Annotated in this window: 13 protein-coding genes; 3 read left to right on the forward strand and 10 right to left on the reverse strand. The window is 68.2% G+C overall.

From position 1 onward, the window contains the following. Positions 1–5 precede the first annotated feature (5 nt). Together HEB94_RS20745 and HEB94_RS20750 are read right to left on the reverse strand one after the other, a co-directional pair. Positions 6–1676 (reverse strand): sensor histidine kinase, encoded by a 1671-nt coding sequence (locus tag HEB94_RS20745; RefSeq protein WP_192751438.1) that lies wholly within the window; start codon positions 1674–1676, stop codon positions 6–8. A gap of 85 nt (positions 1677–1761) precedes the next feature. Beyond that, positions 1762–2688: a nitroreductase/quinone reductase family protein gene (locus HEB94_RS20750; RefSeq protein ID WP_337917863.1), complete on the reverse strand. Its 927-nt coding sequence runs from the start codon at positions 2686–2688 to the stop codon at positions 1762–1764. A 146-nt stretch (positions 2689–2834) separates the two neighbouring features. Between HEB94_RS20750 and HEB94_RS20755 the strand changes: the two genes are divergently transcribed. The 3 genes from HEB94_RS20755 to HEB94_RS20760 all read left to right on the forward strand — a co-directional run bounded on the left by HEB94_RS20755 (position 2835) and on the right by HEB94_RS20760 (position 4901). Beyond that, the gene (locus tag HEB94_RS20755) at positions 2835–3308 is read left to right on the forward strand and encodes a MarR family winged helix-turn-helix transcriptional regulator (protein ID WP_337917864.1); all 474 of its coding nucleotides are present in this window, start codon (positions 2835–2837) and stop codon (positions 3306–3308) included. 143 nt (positions 3309–3451) lie between these two features. Then, entirely contained in the window at positions 3452–4531 is a 1080-nt protein-coding gene (locus tag HEB94_RS49390) for a DUF222 domain-containing protein (protein ID WP_238361582.1), read from the forward strand. Further along, a complete protein-coding gene (locus HEB94_RS20760; RefSeq protein WP_238361583.1) occupies positions 4521–4901 on the forward strand; it encodes an HNH endonuclease signature motif containing protein in 381 nt (126 codons plus the stop codon). The genes HEB94_RS49390 and HEB94_RS20760 overlap by 11 nt, the downstream gene beginning before the upstream one ends. Before the next feature lie 52 nt (positions 4902–4953). Here HEB94_RS20760 and HEB94_RS20765 read toward each other — a convergent pair whose 3' ends face one another. The 8 genes from HEB94_RS20765 to HEB94_RS20800 form a co-directional block, all read right to left on the reverse strand. Further along, positions 4954–5916 carry a MerR family transcriptional regulator gene (locus HEB94_RS20765; protein ID WP_192751440.1) on the reverse strand — a complete coding sequence of 321 codons (963 nt, stop codon included), beginning with the start codon at positions 5914–5916 and terminating at the stop codon, positions 4954–4956. A gap of 61 nt (positions 5917–5977) precedes the next feature. After that, a complete protein-coding gene (locus HEB94_RS20770; protein ID WP_238361584.1) occupies positions 5978–6493 on the reverse strand; it encodes an SRPBCC family protein in 516 nt (171 codons plus the stop codon). Between the two features lie 124 nt (positions 6494–6617). Then, a complete protein-coding gene (gene nhaA, locus HEB94_RS20775; protein WP_192751441.1) occupies positions 6618–8507 on the reverse strand; it encodes a Na+/H+ antiporter NhaA in 1890 nt (629 codons plus the stop codon). A gap of 123 nt (positions 8508–8630) precedes the next feature. After that, complete coding sequence (locus HEB94_RS20780; RefSeq protein ID WP_192751442.1) at positions 8631–9725, reverse strand: hypothetical protein; 1095 nt, start codon at positions 9723–9725, stop codon at positions 8631–8633. A gap of 204 nt (positions 9726–9929) precedes the next feature. After that, positions 9930–10451, reverse strand: coding sequence for a pyridoxamine 5'-phosphate oxidase family protein (locus HEB94_RS20785; RefSeq protein ID WP_192751443.1), 522 nt, complete (start codon positions 10449–10451; stop codon positions 9930–9932). A gap of 164 nt (positions 10452–10615) precedes the next feature. Further along, positions 10616–11332, reverse strand: a complete 717-nt coding sequence (locus HEB94_RS20790; RefSeq protein WP_192751444.1) for a glutamine amidotransferase — start codon at positions 11330–11332, stop codon at positions 10616–10618. Further along, on the reverse strand, positions 11322–12551 hold the full coding sequence (locus tag HEB94_RS20795) for a MurT ligase domain-containing protein (RefSeq protein WP_202896461.1): 1230 nt from the start codon (positions 12549–12551) through the stop codon (positions 11322–11324). The genes HEB94_RS20790 and HEB94_RS20795 overlap by 11 nt, the downstream gene beginning before the upstream one ends. A 293-nt stretch (positions 12552–12844) precedes the next feature. Next, positions 12845–14980 (reverse strand): galactose-binding domain-containing protein, encoded by a 2136-nt coding sequence (locus tag HEB94_RS20800; RefSeq protein WP_192751445.1) that lies wholly within the window; start codon positions 14978–14980, stop codon positions 12845–12847. Between the last annotated feature and the right edge of the window lie 70 nt (positions 14981–15050).

Consider the following 15050-nt stretch of genomic DNA (forward strand, 5'->3'; position numbering starts at 1 on the left):
GCAGGTCATGGGGTGAGCGGTACCTGCCACGTCACCCTCGTGCCGACCGGCTCGACGCGGCGGACCACGGCCGATCCGCCCAGCTGGGCGACCCGCGTCAGGAGGTCCCTGCAGGCATCCCGGCCGGCGAAGGCCGTGCGATCCACGCCGTCGTCGGTGATGGTGAGCCGGAGCTGGTCCTCGTCCAGGCTGACCTCGACCTCGATCCCGCTCGGCCGGGAGTAGATCGCGGCGTCGGTGACGGACTTACGGATGGCGCGGACGAGGTCGCGGCGCAGTGAGATCGAGAGACGATGGTCGAGTGGACCCTTGACGACGAGGCGGGGTGTGAAGCCGAGGAGAGACCGGGCGTGGTCGAGTTCGTCGCGCAGGTGCTCACTCGTGGGCCGGTCATCGGGCAAGGTGGGGTTGCGGAGCTGGAAGATCGCGGCCCGGACCCCTCGCGTGGTCTGGTCGATGGCGCTGAGGGCCTCGTCGATTCGCTGCCGTACCTCGGGCTTGTTCGCCAGGTCGGCCGTGTCCTCCAGCCGGGTGCCGATCGCGAACAGGCGCTCGATGACGACGTCGCGGAGGTCGCGGCCGATCCGCGCGCGGTCCTCCAGGACGAGTCCCTTCGCCTGGAAGTGTTGCAGCGCGAGTGCGGCCTGCCCGGCGAACATCTCCACGAGCGCTACCTCGTCGGGGCCGACGCGGTCGACGGGGGACCCTCGTTCCCAACCGACCACGATGACGCCGAGCACCTCGCCGGAGACGGCGAGTGGGACGTACATGCCTGGGCCGAGCACGGCGAGATCATCGGCCACCTCCGGCGGCGGGTTGTATCCCTCCTCGTGGGTGATGTCCTCGCTCACGGTGGCCTGACCCGTCATGAGTGTCTTGGCCGCGAGGCCCTGCAGGCTCACGGGCATGCCGTCGAAGCGTTCCAGTCCGAGTCCGTCGATCCCCTCGAAGTAGACCGCGCGTTGCGGGGAATCAGGATCGAGGAGGACGGCGCAGGCGTAGGTTGCGCCGGCCACCTCCCGGATCTTCCTGACCACCAGGCGCAGGGCTTCGGTGCGGTCCTCCCCGCCGAGCAGGACCCGGGTGGTCTCCAGTGCCGCCCGGATCCACTGCTGGGCGCGGCGTTCGCGCCGGAACACGTTCACCTGGCCGAGTGCCGCGGCGGCGGACTCCGCGAAGGCGCCCGCGAGTTCCTGGTCCTCGCTCGTGAATCCCTCCTCGGAGGGCTTGTTGGCGAGGATCAACTCGCCGAGGTGGGCGCCGTCGACCTGGAGAGGGAGGCGCAGGAGGTTGGTGATCGCGGGGTAGTAGCGCCCCAGTGGGCCGTCACGAACGCCGTCATAGGTGAGGAAGTCGGGAATGTTCAGGACCTGGTCGGCCCCAGGGAGATACTGGTCGAGGTCGATGACCAGGGTGGCGAAGCCGGCCTGTTCGTCGACGTCGGCTCGTTCCTGGTGGGTGGTGTGCTCGACGAGGTCCGTGGCGAGCGGGACCGTGTGGTCTTCGTGAGTGAGAAGGAACGCCGCGAACTCCGCGTCGGTGAGGCGTCGTACCGCCGCCACCAACCGGTCGAGATCTGGGACCACGGACGCGTCGATCGCGGCCGTGGCTGGTGCGGATCGCGGTCGAGGCAGGCCGATGGGGCCATTGGTCCCCCAGACGTCGGCGTTGGCCATCCATCGATGCTAACGACGGAACTTCCCTTGTCGATGGGACAGCTGCGTTGATACCCGGCATAGCGGGCCGGCCAGTTCGGAGAAGTCACCCACTGGGCTGGCCTTCCGTCAGCGCTCGGACGAGTTGTTCCTCCTCGTGCGTGAAGTGTGCCTCGAGCTCTTCCGCCAGATGCTCGAGGCGTTTCCGTAGGGCATCGGCCTCGCCGGTGCCCGCGGCGAGGTCGGTGAGGATGGTCCGAAGCTCCGCGAGGGACTCGGCGACGACGTGGTGTTCGGCTCGGAGTCGGTCGAGCGTCGGCGCGAGGGCGGGAAACTGCTTCTCGAAGCTGGGAAACGCGCCGTCCTCGTTGGTGTGATGCAGGTGGAGCGCGTCGCAGAACGCCAGACAGTGCTGGCGAAGTTGTAGCCCGAGATCGGACGGGGTCGACGGGCTCTGCGAACTCGGCGGGCTCGGCGGGCTGGTCTGGTGCGCATCAGCCTCGACGCGGATGCGGGCGAGTTCGTCGCGGAGGTCGGCGTGGACCCTCAGCAGTTCGGCGGCGATCGCCTGGTTGCGCTCGGCGTCGGCGAAGTCGGGGCGCTCCAGCGCGACGACGGGGATGATCCGGGAGGTTCTGGTCTGGTATTCGCCGTACGCGGGAATGAGTTCGGCCTGGAGCCGGTAGAACCTTGCCCGTTCCGGATCCCGCAGGGATGTCGCTCTCGCGACAAAGGTCTCGATGGACTGATCGCCGGCGCCGATCTCGACGGTGATCATCGGATGGGCGAGCAGGTTGTGGTACCAGTTCGGGTTGTGGGGGAGACCCGCGTTGGAGGCGAACGCGAGCAGGCGGACCCCGTCGCGCAGATATCCGACAGGTGTGGTGTGGGGCCTGCCGGTCCTCGCCCCGATCGTGGTGAGCAGGAGCAGGTTGGCGCCTGCGAACATGCCGCCCACCCGCCCGCCGTTGGATCGGAACTCCTCGATGATCTGCTGGTTCCAGTCGCCGGGGCCGGCGGGCGCACTGGGCACCGCCGGTTTGATGGGAGTGGCGGCTTCGCTGGGGGCTGTCGGTCGTTGATCCATCATGGCGCGGACCTCGCTAGCATGGAGTGAAAGATGATTTGCTTTGAAAGCAAAATGACTATGCATGCAAAGCTATGTCGGAGGTGGTCGAGGTGTCAACAGGTAGCCGAGGAGGGCGCGGTGCGGGGCCCAGCGTCGATGACGGAGTTCGGGCACTCCTCCTGCTGATGCCGCGACTCGTCGGCCGGGTGAAGCGGATCCGCGTTCCGGAGGAGCTCGAGTCGTTGGCGTTGGCGCCGCGGCATCTGTCACTGCTGGCCTACCTGCTGTTCGACGGTCCGATGAGTGTCAACGCGTTGGCGTCCCAGCTCGAGGTCGCCCCCGCGACGGTGAGCCTGATGGTCAGCGACCTGAGTCGCAAGGGGATCCTCGAACGCCGTGAGGACGAGGCTGACCGGCGCCGCACGATCGTGAGCATCTCCGACGAGCACCGCCCGTCCATCGATGCGTGGTTGGCCAAGGGAGCGACGGCATGGCGGGAGGCGTTGGCCCCGTTGACCTCGGCCCAACGCAAGATGTTCGTCGACACGCTCAAGGCCTATGAGCGAGCCCTCGGCGAGGAGTAGCGGACCGCGGTCACAGGTGTTGGATCGTGCGTTGCGCTGGTCGCGAAAGCTGACGGAAAGGTGTCAGGAGGAGTTTCGTCGGTGGGGCTGAAGGCCCTTGTTTTACGGGGGTTGTTGTCGGTGGTCGGGTCTAGGGTTTGGTCATGGACATCGACACCGGCGCTGGCAGCGGGGGTACGGGTTTCGCGCATCCGTTGATGCGTTGGCTTGCCGATGTTGGTGCGGGTGTTGACGCGGCGATCGAGTGTCCAACGTTGTCGTTGCCGCTGGATCAGTACAAAGCGGTGATGGAGCAACTCGCCATCTGCGAAGCCAAGCTTGCGTCGTTGCGGTTGAGTCTGACGCGGCAGGCCGAGCTGAATGAGGTGAAGAAGCTCAGTGGTGCTGCGACCACGGCGGGGTGGGTGCAGCAGGTGACGCGGATGGGTCGTCGTGAGGCGTCGGTGTCGGTGCGATTGGCGAAGGCGCTGGACCAGACGCTCCGCGCCACGGGCGAAGCCCTCTCCGACGGTGAGATCTCGTTGGGTCAGGCGCAGGTGATCGAACGCGCCATCCGACGGTTGCCCAACGACGTCGACGCCGCCGTACGGGCGGAGGCGGAAGCGTTCCTCCTGGACAGCGCTCAGGATCTTGATGTCGATGATCTGGACAGGGCCGGGAAGCATCTGTATGAGGTGGTCGCACCGGAGGATGCCGAGCGTCGGATCGGAAAGCAGTTGGAGGAACAGGAGCGCCGGGCTCGGGAGAGCAGGACCCTCAGCTTCGGGCCGGTCCGCGACGGGATGGGCACCATGTTCGTGCGCCTGGACGTGCCCACCCTCGCGATCCTGCAGGCGCTCCTGGATCCGCTGGCTCGCCCTCGTCCCAGCGGTCCTGACGGGCCGGACCTGCGCAGCAGCGAACGCCGCTATGCAGACGCCTTCGCCGAGTTCCTGGGTGTCGCGCAGGCGGCAGCGAACGCACCTACCCGCGGGAGCGTCAGGCCGCGCCTCACGGTGACGGTGAACTACGACGACCTCGTGGCCCGGCTCGGCTACGGAACGGTCGACTCTGTCCTCACCGACTCCGGCCCCGCGCATCTGAAGGTGAAGACCCACGCCGGTGCCGGCGGCGGCTTGAACGGTGGCGGCACAACAGGCGGGCGCGGCGGGCAGGTGGTGATCGGATACCGGATCACCGGGCCGCCGCTGTCAGCGACGCTGGTGCGGCAACTTGCCGTGTGACGCGGAGATCATCCCCGTGGTGCTCGGTGGTGACGGCGCCGTCCTCGACCTCGGCAGAGGGACCCGCCTGTTCACCTACTCCCAACGACACGCACTCGCCGAGCGGGACGGCTACTTCTGCCACTTCCCGGGCTGCAGACGGCCCGAGAAGTGGCTTGAAGCGCATCACATCAGGCACTGGATAGACGGCGGAGCGACCGACCTGAACAACGGCGTCCTCCTCTGCCAACACCACCACACCACCATCCACACCCAAGGCTGGACCGTACGGATGGGATCCAACGGGCACCCCGAATACATCCCGCCACCCTGGATCGACCCCTACCAGGGCGTCATCCGCCCCAACGACCACACCCTGATCCGGCGCTGAGCAGACGCGCCGCCGGGCAGGGGCGCGGCCGGGCAGGGGCGCAACGCGCTCGCTAACGGCGCGCTCGTGCGCGCAGGGCCTGGATGCACCAGTCGAACTCCACCGCCGGACCAGCAGGGGCCTGCCAGCCGTTGATCACCGCGAGGAGTTCGAGGTAGCGCTCTCGGCGCGGATCGTTGACGGCTTCCAACTGGGCGAGAAGTCGGCCAGCATCAGCTTCAGCACCTGAGCCGGGCTCGGCGTCGAGACGCCCGAAGGCGTGGGCGTACTCAGATATCACCGCGGCAACGACTGGATCGGCGTCCGTCGAGAGCGGGTCGATTCCGGCCGTCACGGCCGGGCCGACATGGTGCCGCACGGCCGCGGTGACGTCCGGGCGCACCCGGCCTTCCCTGGCGCGCTCAGCACCCCACTCGGCCGCATGGTGTTCTGCCAGGCGTCTCATGACGTCGCGAAACTCCGGCGCCTGCGTGAGTTCGGCCAACTCCACCCACGCCTCGACCTGTTCGGGTTCGGGATCGTCGGGGAGTTCGGGAGTCATCGAGCGCATGATCCCGGCGAAGGCGGGCTGTGCGCCGAGGTCGCCGAACGCGGCGTCCAGGAAGTCGTCGATCAGACGTCGACGTTCGTCCTCGGAAAGTCTGGCCAGCTTGTGCATCAGATCGATCTCCTCGGGAGTGGAGCCGCGCCTGGCTACCGCCGTCAGCACCGCCTGCCGCAGGTTCAGCGTCCGAATCTGCACCCTCAGGGCCTCGGCATGCGCCGCGGCGACCTCGTGCAGCGGGGCCTTCCGCTCCACGACCTTGCGGATCGTCGGCAGGTCCAGCCCCAGCTCGCGCAGCGTCCGGATCAGCTCCAGGCGTGCGACGGCGTTGATGTCGTAGCGGCGGTAGCCGGCTGGACTACGGTCCGTGGGCGGCACGATCCCCCGGTCGGAGTAGAACCGGATGGTCTTGACGGACAGCCCGGTACGCCGGGCGAGGTCTCCGATCGAGTAGAGCGTGTCGCCGTTCATGCCCCCACCGTGGCAGCTCCCCCTGGGGGAGACTCAAGCGGCGCGCGTCAGGGCCTGCTTGTCAGCCGAGAGTCCGGGCGTACTCCTCGACCAGTTCCTCCGAGCGCTCCCACGGCGACCAGTCGATGGCCTGACCGTCGAGTTGGGCCTCGACCACCTCGAGTCCGGCGTGCCAGCCGGGGGCGTGCGCGGCGGCCGTACCCCGGTCACCGCTGATGTGGGTGAACACCAGCAGACAGCCCTGCTCTCCGGCCGGCGTGAGTTCCCAGCGCAGGACGTCCTGCTCCCAGGTGTACTCCAGCAGCCGGGGCGGGTCGACCGCGGTGATCTCTCCGTACGTCAGATCGTCGGGGCGCAACCCCAACCTGCGCCGCTGCTCGGAGGTCGGGGCGAAACACAGCTTGGCTCCTCGGGTCAGCTCGAACTCGACGACCGCCGGGAACCACGCGCGCAGCTGTTCGGCCTCGGTGATCGCCCGCCAGACCTTCGTGGGTGGATGGGCGAGCCTGCGCTCGAACGACAACGCGTGGCGGCCGTCCTCGGTCTCGTGCAAGGTCCCCTGCATGCTCCGTCGCATGGTCCGCGTCCTCGGGGTTGGTGGGTCGACAAGAAGATGCTGTGGCAGTCATATAACCATAGGCGTATGTACGGTGTCGACCGCTTCGCCGCGACCGACGGGGAGTCGCACCAGCGGAGTCGCGCTAGCTGGACTGGAGCTTCGCTCGACCTCGCGCCGCCCGCACGGCGGTGGAGAGGGAATCGATGTCGTACGCGCCATGATGCCGCCGGCCGTTGACGAAGAACGTCGGCGTGCCCGACACGTCGCTGAGGTCGGCTGAGTCGATGTCCTCCGCGACTCGGGTGGCGCCCGCGTGTCGGCGCAGGTCGTGCCGGAAGCGCTTCAGGTCCAAGTCGAGCTGTTCGGCGTATCCCAGCAGATCGGACGGCTTCAGGTTGCCCTGGTGGTCGAGGAGCAGGTCGTGCATGCCCCAGAAGGCACCCTGCTTGGAAGCCGCCTCCGACGCCTCCGCGGCGAGTTGCGCGTTCGGGTGGACGTCGGTGAGCGGCAGATGCCGCCAGACGTACCGTACGTCGCCGTAGTCGGCGAGCAGGTCGCGCACGATCGGCTCCGCCTGGCCGCAGTTGGGGCACTCGAAGTCGCCGTACTCGACCAACGTGACCGGGGCGTTCGCGGGACCCCGGATGTGGTCGCGTCGGGGATCGACCGCGGTGGCGAGGTCGACGATCGTCTCGGCGGCTCCGAGCAACGCACGAAGCCGCAGGTTCTGGGGAAGCAGCGCGGCGATCCGGAAGATCGTCCAACCCAGCACCGAGGCGACCAGGGCGGCGCTGATGATGCCGAGCTTCGCCTCCTCCAACTGCTGACCTCGAAACGCCAGGGTCGCGATCAGCAGGGACAGCGTGAAGCCGACCCCCGCGACCGCGCCGCCACCCAGGACAGCGGCCCAGCCGACGGGCGGGCGCAGGCGGCCACGGCTCACCCAGGTGACGAGGCCGGAGACGGCGGTGACCCCGACCGGCTTTCCGATCACGTAGCCGATGAGGATGCCCAGCGTGATCGGCGAGGTGAACGAGCGGAGGAGGAAGTCGGGACTGATCGTGATACCCGCGTTGGCGAGCGCGAACAGCGGCACGATCAGGTAGCTCGTCCACGGGTGGTAGAGGTGCTGCAGTCGCTCGTTCGGCGACAGCGCCATCCGGACGCCGACCCGGGCGGAGCGTGCCAGCTCCGGCGTCGGCTGTTCCCGGAAGAGGCGAAACAGGTCGGAGGCGCGTTCGAGGTCGACGCGTGAAGCCGGGTACGCGTAGATGAGCAGGCCCATGATCAGCCCCACGACCACCGGATCGACCCCGGAGTAGAAGAGGGCCACCCAGATCGCGACGCCGAAGACCGCGAAGAGTGGTGCGATGCGGACGTCCCTCGAACGGACCAGCAGCGCCACGGCGAAGATCCCGACCGCGGTCAGCAGCGCCGCCACGTTGATGTGTCTCGTGTAGCCGAGGGTGATGACGCCGAGGGAACAGATGTCGTCGACGACGAAGATCGTGAGCATGAACGCGCGCAGCCGGGCGGGGAAGCGTGGGCCGACCAGGGCCAGGACACCGAGCGCGAACGCCGTGTCCGTCGACATCGCGATTCCCCACCCCTGTGCGGACGGTCGACCGGCGTTCAGGGCGAGGTAGATCAGGACGGGGACGATCAGGCCGGCGACCCCGGCGAGCAGCGGGAGTGCGAGCCGGCGGCGATCGCGGAGTTCGCCCATGTCGAACTCACGGCGAGCCTCGAGCCCGAAGACGAAGAAGAAGAACGTCATGAGCCCGTTGTTGACCCAGCCGCGCAGGTCCTGTCCGAGCACACCGTCGCCCATCGCGATGGACAGGTTCGTCGTCCAGAACCCGCTGTAGGACGATGAGTCGACATTCGTCCAGACCAGTGCGGCGACCGCGGCGAGGAGGAGAATCGCCGCGCTTCCGGTCTCGGTCTGCAGGAAGTCGCGCAGCGGACTCGGCAGGCTCCGGGCCCAGGCGGTGCGGGTCGACAGCGGGCCGGTCGCTTCGGGTTCACTCACCCTTGGATTGTCGTCCAGGCGAGGACTGAGCTGGATGGCGGCGGGGCGCCCGTCTCGTCGCGCGGTCGCCTCGCGCGTGCGCCCCGCCGCCCGTCAATGGGTGGTTGGCGACTCTCTACCTCGTTATGGCCGCAAATACACCCTGCTGTAGTCCCATTCGAAGAACTTCCCGTCAAACGCCGACGCCGGCAAGGGGTGGTTGACGGAAGCGACCTGCGTGTGCCCCCAGCCCGCGTCGAAGATGAAGTTCATGTCGACGGGGGTGCCGCCCTCCACGCTTCCGAGGGTCCAGTGCATCGTCCCGCTCTGCACCTCGATGCCGTCGACGTACGCGCTGAAGGTGTTGTCCTTGCGGTAGAGCCACTGCCAGGTGTGGTACTCCGTCGCGTCGTAGGAGGTGATGCCGCGGGAGGCCATGGCCTCGGGCCAGGAGGAGTAGTCGACGTCGTTGGTCCCGAACCCGTCAGAGTGCCACAGGCGCCCATCGTAGTTGGTGAATCCGCCGCCGTTGTCGAAGCCGAAGCTCTCGATGAGGTCCATCTCAGCGCCGCGGTTCCACTGGTTACCGGAGTTCCACAGGGCGAACCAGAAGTAGGGCGGTGTGACGTAGCGGACGCGTGTCTCCCACAGGATGTCCTGGTTCAGCAGCGAGCCGCCGTTCGGCAGCTTCCACTTCGCCTGGAACGAGCCGTTGCCCGCGTTGTGCTCCTCGGGAGAGACCGTCGTAGCGCCGTCCAGCGGCACGAGGTAGGTCTTCATCGAGTCGGAGCAGACGTCCCGCACGGGGTGGTCCGGGTCCTCGACCGGCTGCCCGGGCAGCGCGTTGGCAGCGTCTGGTGAGACGATCAGCGCACCGTAGTTGGTCCCGTTGCCGATGGTGCCGAACTGGTCGTGGTAGTTGAAGTTCTGGCTCAGATCCGACATCGACTTGATCGTGCCGTGCCGACCGAAGTCCCAGTTCTTGACCAGAACGAAGTCGTCTCCGCCGACTCCCTCCGTCGGCGCCGGTCCATGTGCGCGACGGGAGAGGGTCCCGCCGCCGACCGTCTGCCGGCTCGGATCCTTGGCGTCGTCGTGCCCAGGTGTGCACTGGGAGGGTGCCGTGGGTCGGGGTGCTGCCTGGGCCGCACCTGGCGTCGCCAGTGCGAGTCCGACGAACAGGCTTGCCGCTACCGCCAGGACCGGGCGGGTCCATCGGCGGTGGTGTCGCACAACCATGCCTCAGCCTCTCTTCGCTCGAAGGAAGCACTCCGTGCGAAGAGGTACGACCGGGCCGGACCGGTGAGGTGTCGCCGGTTGGCCTGGTCGTACCGAAGGACCGGATGCGGTTGCAGTCTTCGCACGCGTGCGGATCGGAAGATCGGAAGATCGCGCTCGTGCGTAGTAGTGAAGCAGTGAACCGGTTTTGTGGTCCGTTCCCTGTCAGGAATCGGACGAAATGGCCCGGGCCGGCTCTTCCTGCCAGGTGAGGAGCCTGCCCTGTTCTCCGCCGGTGATGGCGAAGATGCCGTCGAGGATCCGTAGGCGCCAGGGCTCGAGCCGGATGACACCGAACCCCGGCGACGTCGGTCCGTCAGCCCACATGGGGATGATGGCCGGGTCGTACCCGACCGGTTCGGGTGTCGCCTTGAACCGCTCCCAGGTCTCTTCGCAGCTCGCGTCGTCGGAGAGCAGTTCGGCCCGGCACTCCGCCGAGCAGTCGTCCCGGGAGTCCGCGGTGAAGTAGGTGAGCGAGGCGAACGGCGTCCGGTCCAGGTGGGCACGCTTCACCGGCGTCAGCATGGTCGCGATCCAGCCCACGAGCTTCGTACCGTCCCACTCCCACATGGGGTGGACGACCCGCGTGCGTGGACGGCCCTGTCGGTCGACGGTGGCCAGCGTGCCCCAGACGATGGTGTGTGCCTTCTCGACGAATGCGGGTGCGGTGGTGGCCAGGTCGTTCATCTCGTGCCTCTCTCGGCTGCTCTGTCGGCTGCGCGGAGCTGTCCATCCGAGGCCAGGTCGTCCCGACCGGCCGGACGGTGCATCGAGTCGACTGTAACGGCATGTGGCCGCGACAGACCGCGCCCGTCGCCCCTGATCGTCGCCGCGAACGAAGCCGCGGCAGGTCAGGTCACGCCGATCGCGTTGAGCCGCTCCGCGCGCAGCCGCTCGTGCCAGATGTCGTCCAGCGGCTCGAGATCCTCCCGTCCGGTGGCCCACCGCAGCAGCAGGTCGGCCAGGGCCGGGTTCCGGGACAGGGCCGGTCCGTGCGCGTACGTGCCGAGCAAGCCCGTCGTCCAAGCGCCCTCGGTGTGGCCGTCGTTGCCGACACCCACCGCCACCGTCGCCAGCGGACGAACTCCCGGCCCGAGTCTGGTGCGACCACCGTGGTTCTCGAACCCTGTGAGGGTGGGCAGTCCGAGCTCGGCGTCGACCGTGCCGGCGAGCTCGCCGACGGCACGGCTCGCGCCGCGGTCCGAACGCAGGTCGAACAGGTCGAGTCCGGCGTACTCGCGGTCCCTCGCGGCGAAGGACTCACCCACGAGCTGGTAACCGGCGCACACCGCGAAGACGACGGCGCCGCGGTCGACAGCCCGCCGCAGCCCTCCGTCGGCGAGCAGTCGTTCGGCGGCGAGTGTCTGCGGTGCGTCCTCGCCACCGGCGAGCAGGTAGATGTCTCCCTCGTCCGGCACCCGCTGGTCCGAGCGGACCTCGTCGCAGCGCACGTCGATCCCACGCAGCTCACCGCGACGGGTCAGAATCAGCATGTTGCCTCTGTCGCCGTACGTCGACAGCAGGTCCGGATACACCCAGACGATCCTCAGAACGCTTTCACTGGACACGATTCAGCTCCGCTCTGATCTGCTGGAACGCGGTGTAGTTGGCGATCACCTCCATCCGGCCGTCCGGGAGCGCTGTCAGCGCGGCGCCGAATGACGGCACGTGGGTGAACGCCACACCGTTGACCGTGAGCCGGACTCCGAGGTCGTAGGCCCGATCTCCGGTGATCAGGACGCGTCGGCCCCGCAGGGAGGAGAAGTCGACGTCGTAGAGCCATGAGGTGTCGAGACCGTCAGGGTCGCGCGCGTTGATGGACAGCAGGGTCGGTGTGTGGTCGGCCATGTCGAACGCCTCGAGCCAGCCCGCCGGGTTCTTGGCGAGCAACAGGCGGATCGCCTTGCCGTCGCGTTCGACCATGGCGTACCTGCCGGCCACGGAAGTGATCTCGGCCAGCCTGGGCAGGGCGTCGCAGGCGCGGACGCCGAAGTGCTCGGCGACGGCCAGCGCCATCGCGGCGTTCGCACGGTTGACGCGTCCGGGCAGGCGCAGCTTGACGTCGTGGCGCTCTCCGGCCGGATCGACGACCGAGTCGCCGTCAAGCCACCATTGCGGCTGCGGGCGGGCAAGAGCGCAGCCGGTGCATCGCCAGTCGGTGGCGTCGCCGGTCTCCCCGATCACGCGGGCGATCGCGCTACCGCACTCGGGGCACACGGCGGAGTCGTCGTGCCAGCGTTGACCGGCCGCGACCCAGGTGACCTCCTGCGCGGCGGACGCGGCCCACACCACCATCGGGTCGTCGGCGTTGGCCACCACGTGGACGGGCCGGCCGCGCACGGTGTCCCGCCAGAGCTTGGCGAGCATCGCGACCTCCTTGGCCCGGTCGAGTTGGTCGCGGGTCAGGTTGAGCATCGCCACGACCATGGGCCTGGTGGCGCTCCACGCGTGTGGGAGGTAGTGCTCGTCGACCTCCAGTACGGCGTAGGGCGTGTCGCCCGCCTGGGCGAGCGCGGCCGCGTGGCCGTTGGGCAGGTTGGCACCGAAGGAGTTGGTCGCGACGGTACCGAGGACCCCGATCGCGGCCGCGCTCAGCCGGGTCGTGGTCGTCTTGCCGTTCGTACCGGACACCAGCGCGATCTGCCGGCCGGTCGCGAGCCGGGCGAGCAGCCCGGGATCGATGGCGAGGCCGATCCGCCCGCCGATGACCGAGCCGTCCCCGCGGCCGGTGGCGCGTGAGATCGCGGCCACCCCGCGGGACACCGAGACCGCGAGCTTCGCTCTCATGGGCAACTGCGTGGTCACGAAAAGTGACGCTAGCTGTGTCCGGCGAAATTCGAGGGCGGATTGAGTTCGACAACTAGCTCGGCGGTGAACTTCGCCGCGCTTTGGCGAGGATAAAGACGATGGTGGAAAGGCGTTCCTCTCGTCCGCTTTCAGGTCGGGGACGAGACGTGGCGATTCCGGCGTTCCGCCGAATTCTGCAAGCCCGATCGCGCCGTTCGGTTTGAATCGCGCATTGTCGAGTTCGAGCCGGATCCGGGGTTATTCGCCAGCTACGTTTCCCATGGCGTCCAGCGTCATTCGCCAGCGGGCGGATAGACCTCCAGTTCGTAGACGCGGGCGGTCTTCTCCGAGACGGAGTCCTCGACCGGCTTGGTGATGAGGAGGCGGACGTACCGTGCGGTGAACGCGGGAACCGTCCGATCCGTGACCGCGGAGCCGTTGCCGACCACGATGTCCCGGTTGGTCCACTGCGTGCCGTTGTCACTGGACTGGACGACGAAGTCGCGAGTGTTGAGAGCGGGGTCCAGGCCACCGGCCTCGGCGTGCCTGACCACGTAGCGGCCGATCGAGTAGCTTCGCCCGAGGTCCACGGCGAGTGATTTCGAGCCGTGAGCGGAGGAGTTGACCCAGGCGTCCAGGTCGGGATCGGAGACCTGGCCGTCGGTCGCGCGGTAGGCCGTGGAGTTGGCGGAGTCGGCCAGCGCCGGCCGGTACAACGCCAGGTTCGGGGGGCTGGCTCCGGCGTCACTGAGGACCTCGAACTCCAGGATGCGCGTGGTGTCGTCCGCGGTCTGGGTCGGCGTCGTGACGGACAGGCGGACGTAGCGGGCACTGACCGGCCTCGCCAACAGCCGATCGGTCAGGTTCTCGGTGTTGCCGGTGACGGCGTCGACGGTGCGCCACGGCCCGCCGGGCCGGTCCGACACCTCGACGCTGAAGTCACGGGTGTTGAGTGCGGTGCCGTGTGGGCTCCCGCCGTAGCCGGCGTGTTTGACCCGGTAGCCGGAGATCGCCCGGGTGGCGCCGAGGTCGACGGTCAGCCAGGCGTTCCGCGACACCGTCGCCTGCCAGCCGTCCTCCAGAACGTCCCAGGCGCCGTCCGTCGCCTTCGCCGCCGTGGTACGCCCGCGACTGGAGGTGGCTGGTCGCCCCGCCGCGACGTTGGTCGTCGCTCGCGGAGCGAGGGGCGTGGCTGCCGGTTGGTTCAGGTCGAGCCAGACGAACCGCGGGCGGTAGATCTCGGTCGTGAGTGGACTGTCGCCAGGCTTGTTGACGTTGTAGCTGACCAGGAGCTTGCCCTCCTCGGACAGGCTCGGATGCGCCTTGGCGTTGTAGCAGTAGGTGACACCCTCCGTCTGCGATCCGTAGATGTAGGGCTCGGGGCAGTTGTAGAAGCGAACACCGGCGGAGAACGGTCCGATCGGGGTGTCGCCCACGGCGTACTCCAGTGCGGCCGACTGGACCGCACGCGTGTAGACCAGCAGGTACTTCCCGGCGTACCAGCCGGTCGTGACGGGGGTGACGCTCCACTCCGTGGAGACGTCGGAGTGCAGGACCGCGGCGTCATGCTCGGCGACGGAGATGTCCGGGCTCCACTCGCTGCCACTCCAGAAACGCCAAGGCGAGCTTGCGTCGTCTCCCGGCCGTGGCACGTCGGCGAAGTCGGCCTTCGGCACCCGGGCCACGACGAGGTCCTTGCGTCCGCCGGCCAACGTGTTGCGGTAGCCGTAGGCGTAGACGTACCCGTCGACGCTGGAGTTGTCCATGATGCCCACGCCGAACATCACGATGTACCTGCTGTCGCGGACGAGCAGGCCGACGTTCTCGGTCCGCTCGACCGCGGCGTAGTCGGGTACGCCGCCGACGATCGGCATCGAGAACAGGTCCACCCGGGACGCGTTCCAGTTGGAGTCCGGGGCGAAGCCGGTGGCGTAAACGGTGTCCCCGATGGCGATCCCGTCGTTCATCCAGTCATGGCTGGCAAAGGCGCCGTTCTCCGGGGTGACGAAGCTCGCCCGTTCCGGGCTTGGCCGGTCGCCCTCCAACACGGCCGAGGAGTTGTTGAGGAAGCTGGTCTGGTCGTAGGTCAGGTCGATCGGATCGGCGGTGCCCACCCGGGTGTCGCTGAAGATGAACATGGTCCGCGACGAAGACGCCGCGTCACCGATGCCGTCCCTTCCGTCGAGGGGGACCGAGAAGATGCCGTCGGCGCCGAGCCATCCGGAGCGGCGGTCGAACAGCTGCGTCCACTCGTCCGCTCTGGTGGCGGCCAGCGGAACGGTGTCCGACCCGGAGGTTTCTGATCCGAAGGTGTCTGGCCCGGAGGTGTGGGATCCGGACGTGCCCGCCAGTGAGGGCGGGGCACCGACCCCGATGGAACAGGCGAGCAACGTCGCCGCGATCGTGGTGCCCCAGACTCTGGTCCGCATCCCGCCGTCTCCTTGCGCCGAAGAGGGAATGCCATCAGAGCACAGGACCCGCACCGGTGAGCCGCGACGA

This window comes from Actinopolymorpha pittospori, from assembly GCF_014873875.1.
GTDB lineage: Bacteria > Actinomycetota > Actinomycetes > Propionibacteriales > Actinopolymorphaceae > Actinopolymorpha > Actinopolymorpha pittospori.

Coding starts and splice junctions, on each gene's coding strand:
- HEB94_RS20745 (WP_192751438.1), bottom strand. CDS start 1,676: ATGGCCAACGCCGACGTCTGGGGGACCAATGGCCCCATCGGCCTGCCT.
- HEB94_RS49390 (WP_238361582.1), top strand. CDS start 3,452: ATGGACATCGACACCGGCGCTGGCAGCGGGGGTACGGGTTTCGCGCAT.
- HEB94_RS20765 (WP_192751440.1), bottom strand. CDS start 5,916: ATGAACGGCGACACGCTCTACTCGATCGGAGACCTCGCCCGGCGTACC.
- HEB94_RS20770 (WP_238361584.1), bottom strand. CDS start 6,493: ATGCGACGGAGCATGCAGGGGACCTTGCACGAGACCGAGGACGGCCGC.
- HEB94_RS20780 (WP_192751442.1), bottom strand. CDS start 9,725: ATGGTTGTGCGACACCACCGCCGATGGACCCGCCCGGTCCTGGCGGTA.
- HEB94_RS20785 (WP_192751443.1), bottom strand. CDS start 10,451: ATGAACGACCTGGCCACCACCGCACCCGCATTCGTCGAGAAGGCACAC.
- HEB94_RS20795 (WP_202896461.1), bottom strand. CDS start 12,551: ATGAGAGCGAAGCTCGCGGTCTCGGTGTCCCGCGGGGTGGCCGCGATC.
- HEB94_RS20800 (WP_192751445.1), bottom strand. CDS start 14,980: ATGCGGACCAGAGTCTGGGGCACCACGATCGCGGCGACGTTGCTCGCC.